14 protein-coding genes are annotated in these 18,080 nt (G+C 55.3%); 12 read left to right on the plus strand and 2 right to left on the minus strand.

Annotation, left to right across the window (positions count from 1 at the left end; translation table 11 throughout):
• Positions 1–150: 150 nt before the first annotated feature.
• From RBB44_RS23860 to RBB44_RS23880, 5 genes are all read left to right on the plus strand, one after another.
• Complete coding sequence (locus RBB44_RS23860) at positions 151–462, plus strand: helix-turn-helix domain-containing protein (RefSeq protein WP_306150189.1); 312 nt, start codon at positions 151–153, stop codon at positions 460–462.
• Between the two features lie 548 nt (positions 463–1,010).
• Positions 1,011–3,251: a hypothetical protein gene (locus tag RBB44_RS23865; protein ID WP_306150190.1), complete on the plus strand. Its 2,241-nt coding sequence runs from the start codon at positions 1,011–1,013 to the stop codon at positions 3,249–3,251.
• 282 nt (positions 3,252–3,533) lie between these two features.
• Positions 3,534–3,737: a DUF6447 family protein gene (locus RBB44_RS23870; RefSeq protein ID WP_306150191.1), complete on the plus strand. Its 204-nt coding sequence runs from the start codon at positions 3,534–3,536 to the stop codon at positions 3,735–3,737.
• 265 nt (positions 3,738–4,002) lie between these two features.
• Entirely contained in the window at positions 4,003–5,289 is a 1,287-nt protein-coding gene (locus tag RBB44_RS23875; RefSeq protein WP_306150192.1) for a ChaN family lipoprotein, read from the plus strand.
• Positions 5,286–7,289, plus strand: coding sequence for a M1 family metallopeptidase (locus tag RBB44_RS23880; protein ID WP_306150194.1), 2,004 nt, complete (start codon positions 5,286–5,288; stop codon positions 7,287–7,289). The genes RBB44_RS23875 and RBB44_RS23880 overlap by 4 nt, the downstream gene beginning before the upstream one ends.
• 79 nt (positions 7,290–7,368) lie before the next feature.
• On the opposite strand, the gene RBB44_RS23885 is transcribed toward RBB44_RS23880, so the two are convergent.
• Complete coding sequence (locus tag RBB44_RS23885) at positions 7,369–8,667, minus strand: HlyD family type I secretion periplasmic adaptor subunit (RefSeq protein WP_306150195.1); 1,299 nt, start codon at positions 8,665–8,667, stop codon at positions 7,369–7,371.
• Positions 8,668–8,679: 12 nt separating this feature from the next.
• Positions 8,680–10,416 carry a type I secretion system permease/ATPase gene (locus tag RBB44_RS23890; RefSeq protein WP_306150196.1) on the minus strand — a complete coding sequence of 579 codons (1,737 nt, stop codon included), beginning with the start codon at positions 10,414–10,416 and terminating at the stop codon, positions 8,680–8,682.
• A gap of 443 nt (positions 10,417–10,859) precedes the next feature.
• Between RBB44_RS23890 and RBB44_RS23895 the strand changes: the two genes are divergently transcribed.
• The 7 genes from RBB44_RS23895 (at position 10,860) to RBB44_RS23925 (ending at position 18,023) form a co-directional block, all read left to right on the plus strand.
• Positions 10,860–11,888 (plus strand): hypothetical protein, encoded by a 1,029-nt coding sequence (locus tag RBB44_RS23895; protein WP_306150197.1) that lies wholly within the window; start codon positions 10,860–10,862, stop codon positions 11,886–11,888.
• A gap of 250 nt (positions 11,889–12,138) precedes the next feature.
• The gene (gene rfbC / locus RBB44_RS23900) at positions 12,139–12,717 is read left to right on the plus strand and encodes a dTDP-4-dehydrorhamnose 3,5-epimerase (protein ID WP_306150198.1); all 579 of its coding nucleotides are present in this window, start codon (positions 12,139–12,141) and stop codon (positions 12,715–12,717) included.
• A gap of 4 nt (positions 12,718–12,721) precedes the next feature.
• Positions 12,722–13,618, plus strand: a complete 897-nt coding sequence (gene rfbD / locus RBB44_RS23905) for a dTDP-4-dehydrorhamnose reductase (protein ID WP_306150199.1) — start codon at positions 12,722–12,724, stop codon at positions 13,616–13,618.
• On the plus strand, positions 13,618–14,499 hold the full coding sequence (gene rfbA / locus RBB44_RS23910) for a glucose-1-phosphate thymidylyltransferase RfbA (RefSeq protein ID WP_306150200.1): 882 nt from the start codon (positions 13,618–13,620) through the stop codon (positions 14,497–14,499). Before rfbD ends, rfbA begins: the two co-directional genes overlap by 1 nt.
• A 36-nt stretch (positions 14,500–14,535) precedes the next feature.
• A complete protein-coding gene (gene rfbB / locus RBB44_RS23915; protein WP_306150201.1) occupies positions 14,536–15,588 on the plus strand; it encodes a dTDP-glucose 4,6-dehydratase in 1,053 nt (350 codons plus the stop codon).
• Between the two features lie 211 nt (positions 15,589–15,799).
• A complete protein-coding gene (locus tag RBB44_RS23920; RefSeq protein WP_306150202.1) occupies positions 15,800–16,624 on the plus strand; it encodes an ABC transporter permease in 825 nt (274 codons plus the stop codon).
• Positions 16,614–18,023: an ABC transporter ATP-binding protein gene (locus RBB44_RS23925; RefSeq protein WP_306150203.1), complete on the plus strand. Its 1,410-nt coding sequence runs from the start codon at positions 16,614–16,616 to the stop codon at positions 18,021–18,023. The genes RBB44_RS23920 and RBB44_RS23925 overlap by 11 nt, the downstream gene beginning before the upstream one ends.
• The last annotated feature ends 57 nt before the right edge of the window (positions 18,024–18,080 follow it).

An 18,080-nucleotide genomic window follows, 5' to 3' on the forward strand; every position in this document is an offset into this window, starting at 1 on the left:
GGGCCTTTTTCGTCCAGAGGAAATCACCTCTCACGGGACTGTGACCGAACAATGTCGACATAAATATCACAATTGCGCTGGATTTTGTACACCTTTTCCTGTACACGTGGATGCATAGAGTAACAAAACCCTCGGGCAGGGCGGTCCATCATGCAGTTCCAGACAAACGCAAAAACAACGGACGACAAACGTCAAGAACTCCGGCTGCTGGCGGGTACATGGCTCAAGGCGGCCCGGGAAGAAGCCGGTCTGTCCCAGCGCGAGCTCGCCTCGAAGATGGGCGCTCTTTATTACACATTCATTTCGCAAATTGAGAGTGGCAAGGGCCGCTTGCCGGCAGATCGCTATGCTGTCTACGCAGAGGCGCTTGGGATCGACAGCCGCGAGTTCGCGATCAAAATGCTCGAGTTTTACGAGCCGACGACGCATCAACTCATTTTTAACCAAAAGTCTGCCATCTAAGGGCTGTAAGCGATTCGGATCAAAAATCCGCTTTGGTGGGTTGCGAATCGAAGACGATACAGCTGCACATGGCAAAAATAACGACGGTAATTTTCTGCCGACCGTCGAATCCAGGACTGGAATTTGGACCTGACATCACTCTGCCAACCAAAATGATTAAAAAACTTTCACCTTACAAAGAAAAATGTTAATTTCTTAAGCAATCCGCTCATGAATTCCGAACATCAGGTTTTCTTGAGCGTGGCTGGAAATTTTAACATGCTTTGAGTGTGAATTGGACCTCTCTCAGGTCCGGTCCAATATGCCTTTGCGGTGATTCTGCAACAGGCATTTTGAAATCGGTAAGTGCTTTGAATTACTGCCGATTTCCTCCCAAAAAATTGACTTTTCCCAAAAAAAATGCTTGTCACACATCCGGTACAGTGATAGCTGTACAGCAATCGCTGAACAGTTCGATTTGGCTGCGCAGTGATACACGGTGGTCGGGATTGATCACCCGACGGACCAAGACGTGACGTCACAACGTTAAGATCATAGGAGAAAGACACATGTCTCTCGCATTTGACGCAACATATTATCAGGGTATTCGCCCGGACGTGTTCAACGCGTTCGTTGCGACCCAAGGCTCCACTGGCCTGACATGGGCACAGTTTGCTGAGCAGCACTTCAACACGTTCGGTTGGTTGGAAGGTTCTAACCCGAACGCAAACTTCGTCACCACCGACTACCTCAACACTAACGTTGACGTTGCTGCTGCTGGCGTGAACCCGTTCACACACTTCCTGCAGTTCGGTTCACTCGAAGGTCGCTTGCCGTACACCGGCTTCCCGCTGGCTAGCTTGGATACTGCCGCATATGCTGCTGGGAACCCTGATCTTGCAGCCGCTGGCATCACCACTGAAGCTCAGCTTCAGCAGCACTTCATGCTGTTTGGTCAGTTCGAAAGCCGTCCTGACACCCCGACTGTCACACCTCCGGCATCTGGTGGATCAACATTCACCCTGACACCGAACGCTGACATCGCGAGCTCCAACTCTGCATTCAACGGCAATCTGCCGTCGGACTTCCGCTTCAGCTCCAACAGCGAAACCATCGAAGGTGGTCCGGGTACCATCAACGCTGGCGACACGTTCATCGATCCGTCAACCACCGACACCGATGTGCTGACAGTGTCGCTGACGGCTGCAACTGGTACGTTTACCGCTCAGAACATCGAAAGCGCAAACGTAACAACGCTTGCTGCAGGTGCAAACCTCGAGCTTGACAACGTTCTTGGCATGACCTCTGTCACGGCTACCGGCGCGAACAACCTTCTGATTGACGGCTTTGCGATCGCAACGACCAACCCAACGTTCAATCTGAACGCCTTGACTGGTACGCTGACCGTATCACCAGCGACCCTTACTGGCACCGGTGCTACAGCAGAAACAATGAACTTCTCTGTTTCTGGTGCAACGTTCGGAACGACTGCGACAACGCAGTCTGTAATCAATATTGACGCAATCGCTGCGGGCACTCTGGAAACACTCAACATTGAGTCAACCGGGAACGCTGCGAACGTATTCGGTCTGGCGTTTGCTGCAGGTGATGATTTCACCACCTTGAACCTGACCGGTACAGCCGACACCACTCTGCGCGTTGAGCATGGCGATGTGAGCGGCAAGACTATTGTTGCTGGCACAAATACTGGTACTACGACGCTCAGCCTTGATCGTGACGGTGCAACCACTGCCACTACCAACCTGATCAACGTCAGCGGTCTGGCAGCGATCGTAGCGCGCGATTCCACCCCTGGTACAGGTGACGCTCTTGTCCTTGGTAACATTGAGCAAGCCGCAGCCGTAACTCTCACCTACGGCACCACTGGTGCATCCAGCATTTCTGTGAAGGAAGCTGCGGGTAGTGGTGACAGCGCAAGCTTGATCCTCGACCATGCAACCGACAACACCGCTGTTGCAGTTGCAACCAGCCTGACTGTAAATGGTGTCGAAACCTTCAACATCACATCATCAGGCGCTGGTACAAACACCAACTCAATTGCTGGTCTGACCGGTAGCGCGTTTGAAACCATCGACATCGGCGGCGATTCTCGCTTGCAGGTTACGATGGCTGACAACAGCTTGAACTACACAATCGATGGCACTGATGCTACTGGCATCTTGACTATCGATGCGTCTGCTGAAACTGGTGCAGCGACAAGCCCGGGCATCACCATCAACGGTGGTACTGCGAACGACGTTCTCACTGGTTCAGCTCAAGCTGGCGTTGCAAACACGATTTCTGGCGGTGAAGGCAACGACACCATCAACGTGAGCTTCGGTACAGCGGCAATCGGTGCTGGTCGTTTGACAGGTGGCGATGGCGTTGACATCTTCGACGTAACAGCTGTGATCGGTGATGCTGCAAACATCACAAACGCTCAGGTCATCACTGACTTCGCCCTTGGCACAAGTGGCGACCAACTGCGTCTCGATGCGGGCCTCGGTGATACCCTGGTCACGAACACCATCACCACGACCGCGGCTGTGGCGAACATGGTTGACACAACGCTCAACATCTACACTACAGCCGTTGACGCGATCACCGATCTCGGCAACGTTGCAGGTGCAGCAGCTGGTGTCGACGGCGCAACTGTTGTTATGGTTTACAACAATGCAACTGGTTTTGCTGAGCTGTGGGCCGATGCTAACGGCGACTTCTCTGCCGGTGCAGTTCAGGTTGCGACCTTCGAAAACATCACGACAGTCGGTCAACTGTCTGATTTCGATGCGAGCCAGTTCCTCGTATAAGATCACTTCCTAGAAGTGAAAACGATTGGGGTGGCCTCAAGGCCACCCCTTTTGCATGGTAGGGATAAGTAAATTTATTTGTTCAGTAATCAACCTACTTGTTTCGACTATCCCGATTGCTGAAATTCCTATTCTAGGATAGGTGATAAATTCGAGCACTTGATCTTGGGATTCATTAAATTCTCTTTTACACGTTGATAAAAGGCGCCTTGAAGGGTAACGAGTGCGTACCGATCATCTATGAATCAAAAGCGAAGTTTGAAAACATCAAGAGGCTATAAAATGTCACAACAACCAGCAGGTAAAGTAACTATAGATGGCCGCGAATACGCCGTATCAGATCTATCCCAAGATGCCTTGAATCAATTGTCCTCTATGACGGTTGTAGATCGAAAGATTGCCGAGATGCAGCAAGAAATCGCGATTCTCCAGACCGCGCGCAACGCCTACGCCCAGGCCCTCGCCGCGGCCCTGCCGAAAGACTAACTTGCTGATATCGCCTGATAGGGCACACAGTCAGTCTTGGAGACCCCTCCCTGCGAATTGCAGCGAGGGGTTTTTTTGCGGCTCGCCGCGCGTTTCGAAGGCTGGCTCAAATCTGGGCGTTCCTTCTTTTCGTATCAGATTCACCGCATTTTCGCGGGTATGGGGACTTGGTGACACCGCTTTCTTGAGGCCTACAAAAGGTGTCCGGCGCCAAATCCTCTTCCCGAACGGTGTTAAAGTGTATCCTCGTCCCGGAGACCAGGTGATGATCAAATTGAAAAAACGATCCAGTCTCTTTTATCGGATTGCCATCGGAACCTTTGCCCTTGTGGTGCTTGGACTGACGGTGTTCACATCCGATCCGGGTGCGCGTGCAGACGCGAAGTCGCAGACAGCCGGAGCTGTCCTTGAACCAGAGTTCTGCCAGGATGTAGGCCAGTGGGTGGAGCCGTCTTCAAAGGCGGAACTGACGAACCGGGAGGTGCTCGCGACGGCAGTCGAATCGCGGGTCGTTCTGCTCGGGGAAACCCACACCTCCAAGGAAGATCATCTTTGGCAGCTGCAGACCCTGGCCGGGCTTTATGCCTTGACGCCGGAGCTGGTGATCGGGTTTGAGGCCTTGCCACGCAGCGTGCAGCCGGTACTTGATGACTGGTCCGCCGGGAAACTGTCCGAAGACGACTTTTTGCGCGAGACGAACTGGGCGGAGGTCTGGGGGTATGACGTAGATCTTTATATGCCTTTGTTTGAGTTTGTCCGGCAGAACCGCAATCCGATGATCGCGCTGAATGTTGACCGCGGCCTGATCTCCCGCGTTGGTCGGAACGGCTGGGATGCAGTGCCTGAGGAGGCACGCGAGGGGATCACCACCCCGGCAGCGGCACGACCAGCCTATTCGGAGAGCCTTGCCTCCGTTTATCTTGCCGCCGCTGCCCATCGGCGCGATGCATTTGAAGAGGTTCAGACCGTGGAAGATGTTCTTGAAACGGAGGGTTTTCAGAACTTTGTCGATGCGCAGCTGACATGGGACCGCGCCATGGCCGAGGCCTTGGCACAGTCTGCAGAGGCAAACCCGAACTCTGTTGTGGTTGGGATTGTCGGGCGCGGGCATGTGGAGCGCGGCTTTGGCATCCCGCATCAGTTGGCAGATCTGGGAATTTCGGCCGTGACGTCACTTGTACCGGTCGATCGTGACCGGGCCTGTGCCGGTTTGGAGCCGGACGTTGCTGATGCGGTTTTCCTTGTCGAGGACCGCGGTGACAACATGCCCGTTCCGAACCGTCCGCGCTTAGGAGTTGCCATTCAACCGGGCCCCGACGGCGGGCTTTTGCTGAGCGAGGTGGTTGCCGGCAGCATCGCGGAGGCCGCAGACCTGACCGCAGGCGACATCGTTTTGAGCGCTGCCGGAGCAGAGCTGAAGACCCCGTCCGACCTGGTGGAGATCATCCAGCGCCAGGCCCCGGGCACGTGGTTGCCGCTTGATGTCGACAGGAACGGCGAACGCCTAACACTGATCGCCAAGTTTCCTTCTGATCGGGACAGCGTTCAGTGATCCGCCCGCTTCAAATCGCGCTCGCTGTTTTCCTGTGCGTGACCGGCACAGTCGTTGCCAAGGACCGGGCGAACCTGCCGCATTACGACATCACCGCTGATCTTGATCCAGAGACCGGCGCGATGGCAGTCGAGGTTAAGATCACTGGAGTTGACGGCGGGCCACTTGCACTCCGCCGGGCGGACTGGCTGACTATCGAAAACGTTACCGTTGGCGGGAGTGCACACGCTTTCACTCCGCAGCAACGAGGCTTCATCGTTCCGCTCTCCGATGTTGGACCAGACGAATTGGTCATCAGCGCGCGCGGCACAATCCCAGCGCTGGCCTCCGGCGGCCGGCGCAGTGGAACCGGATCCGCGGTCTCAGGTGCGAACGGCACATTCCTGTCTGGCTACAGTGGCTGGTTTCCTTGGGACGGGTCTGCGCCGTTCTCCTATCGGCTCAACGTCTCGGTACCGGCGGGGACCAAGGCCGTCTCGCCCGGCGCGATCTTGCAACAAACGGAAACGGCGGAAAACTACACTGTGGTATTTGCGTCGGAAAAAGCCTTTGAGGCACCGTCCCTCTTTGCGGGCCCCTATGAAATAGGTGAGCGGGACGTCGGCGGCATTCGGGTGCGGACCTACTTTCCGAAGAGAATAACCGGGTTTTCCGATGACTATCTGGACGCTGCCGGGAGCTATCTCACCCGCTTCAGCGCGGAAATCGGGCCTTATCCTTATGAAGACTTTCATATCATTTCCTCACCGCTCCCCGTCGGCTTGGCCTTTGTCAATCTGACCTATATCGGCGAGATGATTGTGCCCCTGCCCTTCATGAAGGGCAGGTCGCTGGCCCACGAAGTGCTGCACAATTGGTGGGGCAACGGGGTTTATGTCGATTATCCGAGCGGCAACTGGTCGGAAGGCCTCACCACCTTCATGGCGGACTATGGGCTGGCAAAGGATCAAGGGTCTGAGGCTGCCAAAACCATGCGGCTGCAGTGGCTCCGCGATTATGCGGCCTTGCCGGAAAGCCGGGATGAGCGCGTCCGGGATTTCATCGGGAAAGAGCATCAGGCGGCGCAAATTATCGGCTACAACAAGGCCGCCTTTCAGTTTCACATGCTGGAGATGGAAATCGGCCAAGAGAGTTTTGAAAAAGGGCTTCAGCAGTTCTGGTCTGACTACAGGTATGAAATGGCCGGCTGGTCAGACATGAAAAGCGTTTTTGAAACGGTCTCAGATAAGGACCTGACCGCCTTTTTCGATCAATGGCTGGATCGCGTTGGCGCCCCCGAGCTGAAACTTGCCGAGGTTCAAACGGAGCAAACGGGCGACGACTACCTGACAAGGGTAACCGTCCGGCAAAGCACGCCGGCCTATTCGCTCTTGGTGCCTGTGGAGCTGGAAACGCCGTCTAAAACCATACGGGAACTGAAGCGACTTGATGGACAGGAGGCCATTCTTGAATTCCGGACCGGAGAACCGGTCAAAAGTGTTCATGTCGATCCGGATTTTGACCTGTTCCGCCGATTACTCCCCGGTGAGACAATGCCGATCATGCGTGACATCACGCTCGCACCCAGCGTCACAATACTCAGTCTCTATGATGATGATGGGCTAACGGATCAGGCGTTGGCTCTCGCTAATGGTCTTATGGACCGCGGATCGACTGCGAAAATTGTTGCAGAAGCACCTGATCTCACACAGGCGGGTTCACGTCCGTTGATCGTTGTGGGGGAGCCCACAGAACTGGCGGAATTTGCGGAAGACAATGCAATCGCTCCGGTTCCAGACAACGTGGCAGTAGGCGCATTGACCGCCTGGGCGGCCCGGTCGCCGGTAGGAGCCCCTGTCCTCCTCATTGCGTCGGACGATGCCGAGACCTTGCGGTCTGCGCGCCGGTCTCTCCGGCACTATGGACGCCAAAGTTATGTGGTGATGGGCGGTGGTCAAGCTCCTCAAAGAGGTATCTGGCCCGTCGCCTCAAGCCCGTTGATGAAACTCCTGACGAAGTAAGACATCTCGGACTGCAAATGAAAACGGCGGCCAAGGGCCACCGCTTTGTACTTTCAGTGTCTTGAACGATCCGCGCTGTTTATTCTTCGCGCAGGCTCTTCCAGATCGCGTCGGTGATCGGAGAGATCATGTAATCGACCACCGTACGCTCGCCTGATGTGATCAAAACATCAGCGGGCATACCAGCACTGAGGCGGCCGCGTACATCCTCGGGCAGTGCGTCTTTGCTGACTTGCACACGCGCGAGATAATACGGGCTCTGCCGTGTGTCTTCTGGGGTGATTGTGCCTCTGGAAACGGTCAGCACTTCGCCTTCGATGATCGGCATGAGGCGGGACGGGAAGGAGGTGAACTTCACTTCCGCAGTCAAACCCTCGGACACACTGTCGATGTCCAGCGGCTGGACGCGCGCGTTGATGATCATCTCATCCGTGTCCGGAACGATCTCAAGCAGCGTCTGGCCACGCTGGATTACAAAACCGTTCAGCTTGATGTTCTGAGCGACACCGTCGATTGGCGCGCGGATCTTTGTCCGGTCCAGAACGTCCTGAGCGACCTTGCTCTGCTCGCGTAGTTCCTGGATCTGACCGTAGATTTCCTTATATTCGGTCGACGCGCGCTCCCGGAACTCCTGCCGCGTTTGCAGCATCTGAAACTCGGTTTCGCCAATTGATTTTTCGACCTTGGCAATCTCGGTGTCCATGCTGGCAACGAAGGCTTTCACCTCGATGTATTCGTCTTCATAGGTGGCAAAGAGGTTCTTCTGGATCGAGCCGCTTTCAAGGCCCTCTCTCAGACGGTCAAGCCGACTCAGGAGTACCCTGGCACGAGACTCGTAGGCTTCTTTCTGCTCGCCAAGTCCGAGTTTTTCGCGTTTCAGCTGTTCGACGCGGTTCGTCAGAATATCCTGCTGAGATTTCAGGATGGATGAGCGGTCGTCGAATATCCGTTGCTGATCTGCGACCGCATCGACAACTTCTGGTGTTTTATCGGCGAGCAGCGACTCTTTGAATTCGACGTGGTCTTCTAAGTTACGCTCGGCCTTCAGGCGCGCTTCCACAGCCTCGGCGATCCGCAGGCGGATGGTGACCACTTGCAAGTTGGCGCGCGCTTCAACGTCGCGTAGTTCGATCAGGACATCGCCGGCCTTGACCACCTGTCCTTCGGAAACGTCCTTTTTCTTGACGATGCCGCCTTCCAGGTGCTGCACTTCGCGGCGGTTGGCTTCAACCTCGACTTCGCCGGAGGCGATCACCGCCTTGTCGAGCTTGGCGATCGCGGCCCAGGCGCCGACAACACCAAAGGTCAGGAGGATCGTTGCATAGCCGGCAATGATGAACGGCCGCGGATTTGCGCTGGCTTTCCGTTTTTGTTTCATAGTCATTACTCTTTATGCCGGCTTTTGCGCCGGAGCCCTGACCTGGCCGACCGGAACGGTGGCGGGTGTTGGTGCCGGTTGCGCGGCGGCGGCCGGTTTGAACAGTTCCTGCGGCGTGGTGAAAGCCTGCATCTGACCTTCGCGCATCACCAGAACCCGATCACATATGGCAAGTAGATTTGTCTTATGTGTGACGAGTACAACCGTGATCTTCTGCTCTTTCATCGCCTTGATGGCTTCCAGAAGCGCGTTTTCACCATCGCTGTCGAGGTTGGAATTCGGCTCATCAAGGATCATGATGCGCGGCATGCCGAACATCGCTCGGGCCAGGCCGACGCGCTGGCGCTGACCGCCGGAGAGCTGCTGACCGTTATCCCCGACCTGGGTTTCGTATCCGTCCGGCAGACGCAGGATCATGTCGTGCACACCGGCAAGCTGAGCGGCCTTAACGACCTCTTCGGACTCGCCGCCAGTGAAGCGGGAGATGTTTTCGGCAATCGTGCCGGCAAACAGGCGGACTTCCTGTGGCAAGTAGCCGAGATGCTGGCCAAGCTGGTCTGCGTTCCAGTGGGCAATGTCCGCGCCGTCGATCCGGACTGTGCCCACAGCTGCAGGCCAAACACCGACGAGGTGTCGGATCAAGCTCGATTTACCAGATCCGGACGGCCCGATGACCGCAATTGTCTCACCGGGATTGATCTGGAAGTTGAGGTTCTTCAAAAACGCAGTCCGGGTGCCAGGAAGAACCGACGACAGGTTCTCAGCAGTGATGACACCTTTGGGGTCCGGCAGCTCGGTGCGCTGCTCATCCCCAGGAACCGAGTCGAACAGACCTTTCAGGCGGGCATGGGCCTGACGAGCGGCAACGAATGTCTTCCACTGCTGCACGCCCTGCTCAACAGGCTGGAGCGCGCGGCCCATCATGATTGACGCCGCAATCATGATGCCGGGAGAGATTTCTTGTTTGATCGCGAGATAACCACCAAGGCCCAGAATGGCCGACTGGATGGTCATTCGGAAGAACTTCTGAAACGTCAGGATCGCACCGGCCCGGTCACTGGCATCGGCCTGAGCACCGAGCACGGAGCCGTGGCGGTCCCGCCAGCGGTCACCAAGTGCTTTCTCCATGCCCATTGACCGAATGACTTCAGCATTTTGTAGAACAGCACCTGCAAACTGGTTGGCGCCCTGCGACGCGTTGTTTGCTTCTTTTAGCGGTTTGCGGGTCGCAAACTCGTTGACAATTGCGAGAGCAAAAATGACGAGCGCACCGCCAAGGGCGAGGAAGCCAAGCCACGGGTGGAAGATGAAGCAAACGGCAATGAAAACCGGGGTCCACGGAGCATCGAAAAAGGCGAGGATGCCGGTGCCGGTCAAGAACTCGCGGATCTTGTCGCCGTCGGCCAGAATGAATTCGGCGCCGGCTTTCGGATTGGAGAGGCGCAGCTTGACCGCACGGCTGAACAGTGACTCTGAAAGAACGTTGTCAAACTGCTGACCGGCCCGCACCAGCATGCGCGAGCGAATGAACTCAAGAACACCGTAAATGATCAACAAGAACAAGATGATGATCGAAATCATCAGAAGCGTTGTTTCGTTGCGGCTTCCCAAGACCCGGTCATAGATCTGCAACATGTAGATCGGCGAAGCGAACAACAGCATGTTGATGCAAAAACTGAAGACGAAAGTCGTGAAAATAATGGCTCGAAATTTGCCGTAAGCAGCCTGGAGCGGTGTCTTCGATACCATTTGGGTTCCTAATTTTGCTTCGCAGAAGAAACGTACCATATTCGGCGTCAAATTACCGAAATCAATTTGCCGACGTTCTTATAAGATTAAATGTGGCAATGCAATGAAAGCACCGGCGTATTTCATATGGTCTCAGGAATTAGTACTGGTTGTGACTGTAAAGTGACTGTCGCCCGGTCAATCAACGCGCCAGCTGCCCTGGCACTGTTTGAAAAGCGCCAAAAACCGGGATGTTGCTCCTCTCTTGAGTATTTGGAAAGGGTTAACAAAATAGTTAATTCGCGCAATCGGAAACCCTACAGCTTAAGGTATTCCACGCTTGCAATCTCTTTGCAGTTTGCTGACAGTCCTTTTGACATGGAATGCGCTTGGGTTTGTAATGCTCGCGTGACTGGGCTGTGACTGCGCCGGGGTCGTCAATTTCCGGGGAATGGAGTCTCAACATGGCAACAAATTATTACTTGAATACGTCAGAAGACACCATCGATGGCGATGAGCTGACGCTCTATAATCTGATTATGGACTATCGGGGGACGCTCGGGCTGAGCACGATTCCCCTCTCCGCCGGGCTTACGGCGACCGCCGGCCGACACGTGCTGGATACAGTTTACAATACAGGCGCTTATGAGGGGCATTCGTGGAGCGACGCGCCTTATAGTGGCTCCGATTCAAGCACCTATCCGAACATGTGGAACGCGCCCACGCGGATTGGAACAAGCTACACCGGCAACGGCTATGAAATCAGCACTGGTTATGTCGGATCGTTTGTAACCAACACGATCATGACGGCTGCCAACGCTTTGGCGAATTGGCAGTCATCTCCCGGGCATAATGATGTCATCACCAATCAATCGCCTTGGCTGCAGGATTGGCTTGCGATTGGGATTGGCATGCACAAGGGTGTTGCGCATGTCTGGTTTGGGCACGAAACCGATCCGAGCGGAACACCAACAATCGACACATCCGTTTCCGACTCCGGTTCGGAAACATTCGTGACGTTGCCCGTCGATACCGCCGATGCGGACGGTAGTCCTTTCGAGATTTACCGGTTTTACAACACGCTGACGGGCTCCCATTTCTTCACCACCAGCATTGAAGAGCGCAACTCGGTCATCACTAACACACCAACTATGACCTATGAGGGCAATGCATTTGATTCAAACGCGACAGAAGCGGGTGGCGGTGCGGCAGTTTATCGGTTCTATAATACCTCAAACGGTATACATTTTTACACAGCTAGCGCTGACGAAGCGGCGGATATTCGCAATAACCTGCCGCAATTCGTAGATGAAGGCATTGTCTACTATGCCAGCCTGACAGCTGATGGCGGCGGCACAGCTCTTTACCGGTTTCTGAACACCCAGAACGGGTCGCATTTTTATACGACTTCGGAAACCGAACGCGACAACACCATCGCGACCCTTGGCCACTACACGTACGAGGGCGTCGCCTATTACGTTGATCTGGCTTAAGCGCCACGAGACAATTAGTGCCGGCGGCCGTTGTTGAGTAAAAGCAAAGCGGCGAATCCCGCGTTTGGTTGACGGAAACCGCGAAATTCGTTGACCTCACCCCGTGATCATCGTATGCGATGGCCGCAAAATCCGATGATCACCGAAGGCTCAAAATAGTTGCTTTATTCGGTTGGTAGACACCGGACACTAACACATCTTGTCCCTATGGCCTTTTGAATATCCCAATTCAGGTGAGCGACTTTTAGATATGAGCGGAAACGTCACACTCATTCATCCACGCCGTTTTGGCGACGACCGTGGCTGGTTTACCGAGAGCTACAACAAGCAAAAGCTGGAGCCGCTCGGGATCACCTGTGACTTCGTTCAGGACAATCACTCGCTCTCCGTGCCGGCTGGCACACTGCGCGGCCTGCATTTCCAGACACCGCCCTTTGCGCAAGACAAGCTGGTCCGCTGCATCCTCGGCAAGATCTTTGATGTGGCCGTCGATATCCGCAAGGGCTCCCCGACCTTTGGCAAATGGGTTGGTGTGGAACTGTCTGCGGAAAACGGCGATCAGTTGCTGGTTCCGGCCGGATATGCCCACGGCTTCGTGACGCTGGAAGACAACACCGAGGTGACCTACAAGGTCTCCAACTATTATTCGCCGCAAAACGATGCCGGGCTGATGTGGAATGATGCCGATATCGGAATTGATTGGCCGCTCGCTGACGGAGCCGAGCCGATCCTCAGCGGCAAGGACACGCAGCACCAAGGGCTCGCCGACTTCGACTCGCCGTTCGACTATGACGGCACGCCGATGACACTTGTCGAGATCGAGCCATAAGATCATGACCAGGATTTTGATCACGGGCGGAACGGGCCAGGTTGGCGGTTCTCTTGGCAATCTCAACTGGCCGGAAGGCACGGAACTTGTGCTGCCCTCCCGCTCTGAGTTCGATCTCAGCAACGCTGACCAGATTAGCACTTACGTCCGGGACGGCGGGTTCGATGCCATCATCAGCTCCGGCGCCTATACCGCGGTCGACAAGGCCGAAGATGATCTCCTGACAGCATTCAAGGTGAACGGTCTGGCCCCGGCTGCCTTTGCAGAGGCTGCGAAAGAGCTCGACATTCCGCTGGTTCATATCTCCACGGACTATGTTTTTGATGGCGCCAAGACCGGCCGCTACGTCGAGACAGATCCGATTGACCCGCAAGGTGTATATGGTGCGTCGAAGGCGGCTGGGGAACTGGCGATCCAGTCTTCGGGCTGCCGGCATGTGATCTTGCGCACCGCCTGGGTGTTTTCCGCAATCGGCGCCAACTTCGTCAAGACAATGATCCGCCTGGCGGACCGGCCGCAGCTGACCGTCGTGGACGATCAGACCGGCTGCCCAACCGCAGCACCGGGCATTGCTCGGGCCGCTCAGGCGATCATCCTGCGCCAACTCACGGATAAAGACGTGCCAAGCGGAGTCTACCATTACTGCGGCGATGAGGCTGTGACCTGGTTCGGCTTTGCCTCGGAAATCTTCCGTCTCCTAGAGGCGCGCGGCCTGGCTGTTCCGGCGGTCGCTCCGATCCCCACCAAGGACTATCCGACACCGGCCAAACGCCCGGCGAATTCCGCACTGGACACGTCCAGGCTGACCCAAGATTTTGGTATTGAGCCCTGTCAATGGCGCGCCGCTCTGGCCAGCACAGTTGAGGAACTGATGGGCGACAAGGAAAAAGGTTTATCGTGATGAAGGGCATTATTCTCGCAGGCGGGTCCGGCACCCGGCTTCATCCGGCAACGCTCGCCGTCAACAAGCAGCTGATGACCATTTACGACAAGCCGATGATCTATTATCCGCTGTCGGTTCTGATGCTCGCCAAGATCCGCGAGATCCTGATCATCTCCTCCCCGGAGTTCATCGACAGCTACAAGCGGCTCTTCGGCGATGGCAGCCAGTTGGGCCTCGAGATCTCTTACAAGATCCAGCCGAGCCCGGATGGCCTCGCTCAGGCCTTTACGCTGGGGGAAGAGTTCATCGGCGATGATGATGTGGCGCTGATCCTCGGCGATAACATCTATTATGGCGCCGGCCTGACCACTTTGCTGGATCGCGCGACCAGCCGCACCGAAGGTGCGACAGTCTTTGCCTATGAGGTCGACGATCCGGAGCGCTACGGCGTTGCGGAACTTGATTCAGAAGGCCGGGCGATCTCGCTGGAAGAAAAGCCGGCCAAGCCGAAGTCGCGGCTCGCGGTGACAGGTCTTTATTTCTACGACAACAAGGTCGTGGATTATGCCAAGAACTTGAAGCCGTCAGCGCGCGGTGAATATGAGATCACCGATCTCAACCGGATTTACATGGAAGCGGGCAATCTTTTCGTGGAGCGCATGTCCCGTGGCTACGCCTGGCTCGACACCGGCACCCATGACAGCCTTCTGGAAGCAGGCGAGTTCGTTCGCACCATCCAGAAGCGGCAGGGCCTCAACGTCGCTTGCATCGAGGAGATCTCTTATCTCAACGGCTGGATGACAAAAGACGAACTTCTGAAATTCGCCGATATGTTCCAGAAGACGGCCTACGGCAAATATCTCAAGAAGGTTGCGGACGACGGAACGACTGCGCTTTAAAGGCTCCATCGAGATTTAAGGGTTTCAGGTAAAATCATGACGCGTGTAATTGTCACCGGCGGTGCCGGCTTCATCGGATCCGCAGTGGTCCGCCATCTTGTCCGCAATGTCGGGGCCGAAGTCCTGACGATCGACAAGCTGACCTATGCCGGCAATCTGGATTCCCTTCGCGAGGTCGACAACGCGCCGAACCACAAGTTCCTGAAGGAAGACATCTGCGCCGGGCCGGAGATGATCCAGGCGGTGGCCGAGTTCCAGCCGGACTATATCATGCACTTGGCGGCCGAAAGCCATGTGGATCGCTCGATCACGGGCGCGGCGGAGTTCGTTCAGACCAACGTGGTCGGCACCATGGCGATGCTGGAGGCCGCGCGCGCCTACTGGAACAGCCTGGAAGGCGAAAAGAAAGACACCTTCCGCTTCCTGCATGTATCCACCGATGAAGTCTACGGATCGCTCGGTGACGACGGTCTCTTCAAGGAAACGACGCCGTACGATCCGTCCTCACCCTACTCTGCCTCCAAGGCTGCGAGTGATCATCTGGCAATTGCCTGGCACCGGACCTATGGCCTTCCGGTGGTGCTCTCCAACTGCTCCAACAACTACGGCCCATACCACTTCCCGGAAAAACTCATTCCGCTGATGATCCTGAACGCGCTCGACGGCAAGCCGCTGCCGATCTACGGCACGGGTATGAATGTGCGCGACTGGCTCTATGTCGATGACCATGCGAAGGCGCTCTACACAATCGTCTCTAAGGGTCGTCTTGGCGAGAAATACAATGTTGGCGGGCGCAACGAGCGCACCAATCTCGACGTGGTCAAGACGATCTGCGCGATCCTCGACAAGCACAGCCCGAAGACCGCGCCGCACGACCGCCTGATCACCTATGTGGAAGACCGCCCGGGCCACGATGCGCGGTATGCGATCGATGCGACAAAGCTGGAGATCGAACTCGGCTGGCGCGCGGAAGAAAACTTCGACACCGGCATCGAGAAGACCATCAAGTGGTACCTGGAAAACGACTGGTGGTGGGGTCCGCTCCGCAACAAGGTCTACTCCGGAACACGCCTCGGACTGGTGAAGTAATCCGGGCCAACAGACAGAATTACAAGAATGGCGGATGGCAACATGCTTCCGCCATTTTGCAAATCTAGTGGCTGCGCCATAGCCGGAAACGGGTCGTGCCATCGGAACACACTTGAGATCTTCTGATTCATACCGTATTCCGCGCAGAACCCGCATGAACTAAGAAAAAAGTCCGAATGAAGTTGACAAAAAAATCTCTAGGAACTGGTGAATGACCTTGGCAGACAAGACCACACCAGCAAGCAAATTCAATCAATATGTGAATATTGCTGCACCACTGTTCCAAAGGGACATGCTGGGCCGTTACCGCGGTTCCGTCATGGGGCTGGCGTGGACGTTCTTTGTTCCTCTCCTGATGCTGGCCATCTTCACTTTCATGTTCGGTACGGTCTTCCAAATGCGATGGGCGGCCAAGGGGGCGCCGGCAACTGACGGTACTCTTGGATTTGCGTTGACCCTTTTTATCGGATTGATAACGCACAGTTTCATTTCGGAGGTCATTACCCGGGCGCCGAGCATCATTGTCTCTAACGCCAATATGGTGAAGCGTCTGGTCTTTCCACTTGAGATTTTTCCGGTAATGGTTGTCTCCACCGCTCTGCTTCAGTACTTTGTCGGATTGTTTATTTTCCTGGCGTTTAAGCTGTTTGTGACCGGGTCAATTTCAATTGGCGCTCTCTGGCTGCCTGTTATCATACTCCCGTTTACAATTCTGTTGTGTGGCATTTCGTGGTTGATTGCGGGCGCATCGGTGTATCTTCGTGATATCGGCCAGCTTATGGGCCTTGCAGCGACTGTTCTGCTGTTTATGTCGCCCGTTTTCTATCCGCTTTCGATGCTGCCGGATCATCTTTGGCCGATATTTATGTTCAATCCGCTGACCTTCATCATAGAGCAGTCCCGCCACGTGGTCTTCACCGGCACGGCGCCGGACTGGACGGGGCTTGCCATTTATTACGTTGTTTCGCTTGGCGTCGCTGCCGCCGGTTTTGCCGCGTTCCAGCGTATGAGACGAGGATTTTCCGATGTCCTCTGACGCCAAAAAACAAAACGTCATCGAAGTCTCCGGACTGACTAAAAAGTTCCGTCTGTACACTCGCCAGATCCACCGGCTTGCTGAGTTGGTGAGCTTTGGTAAGCGCAAGTATCATACGCGCTTCACTGCACTGGAAAGCGTGTCCTTCAATGTCTCCAAGGGAGAGGCAGTCGGCATCATCGGCCGCAACGGTTCTGGAAAATCAACGCTGTTGCAATTGATCTGCGGCACGCTGACGCCGACCGAAGGCAACGTCAATATTCATGGTCGGGTGGCCGCTCTTTTGGAGCTCGGCGCAGGTTTCAACCCCGATTTTACCGGCCGGGAAAATGTTTATCTCAACGCCGCATTGTACGGGCTGAGCAAGGCGGAAATCGATGATCGGTTTGATGATATTGTCGCCTTTGCGGATATTGGCCAGTTTATTGAACAGCCTGTAAAGACTTATTCCAGCGGAATGTTTGTTCGTTTGGCTTTTGCAGTTATCGCTCACGTTGATGCCGACGTTCTCGTGATAGATGAAGCATTAGCTGTGGGTGATGTCGCGTTTGGCCAGAAATGCATGCGGTATTTAAGGAAATTCCGCGAAAACGGCACTATCCTCTTTGTTAGCCATGACACAGCTGCGGTTATTGGTCTGTGTGACCGGGCGATCTGGTTGGATGGTGGTGAACTCAAGGCCGAAGGCAGCGCCAAGGCTGTCTGTGAACTCTATTTCGGTGAGATGTTCCAGGATGATGTGAAACCGTCCGACGCCGAAGACGCTGAAGAGGCGGGAGAAGAAGAAGCGGATGTTTCAGGCGGGGATGACCGAGTTATTGTTCCGCCAGAAGACTGGATTGATGGCCGGCGTGAGTGGGTGAACGGAAGCAATCTGCGAAACGACCTCGAGGTTTTCGCCTTTCAAGAAAACAACGGTGGTGACTTTGGTGCCGGTGGGGCACGGATCACCGATGTCCGGTTCACCGATCCAGACGGCAAGTCTTACCGTTGGATTGTCGGCGGCGAAGAAACGATCCTGTCGGTCGATATCAAGGCTGAAAAAGATCTGAACCAACCCATCGTCGGTTTCTACATCAAAGACCGGCTGGGTCAGGCGCTGTTTGGGGACAACACCTTTCTGACAACCTATCAGGAGGACGGGTCCTCCAGCGTCCGTTTTGAGGCTGGCACAACGTTTACCGCAAAGTTCCGTTTCCCGATGCCGGCGCTGCCGAAGGGATCTTATGTGATTGCCGTTGCAGTTGCCGATGGGACGCAAGAAGAACACGTGCAGCACCATTGGATGCATGATGCGTTGATATTCAAATCGCACTCAAGCCAGACCGTAAGCGGCCTGATGGGGATTCCAATGCTGGATATTTCTTTGGCCTCCGCCAATGGCAATCCCGGCGATTAGTCTTTAAAAGCGCATAAGATCTCAAGCTGTGCTGTGGTTTGCACGGATTTTCAAAGC

The sequence above is a fragment of the Roseibium sp. MMSF_3247 genome (genome assembly GCF_030733765.1).
Classification (GTDB): domain Bacteria; phylum Pseudomonadota; class Alphaproteobacteria; order Rhizobiales; family Stappiaceae; genus Roseibium.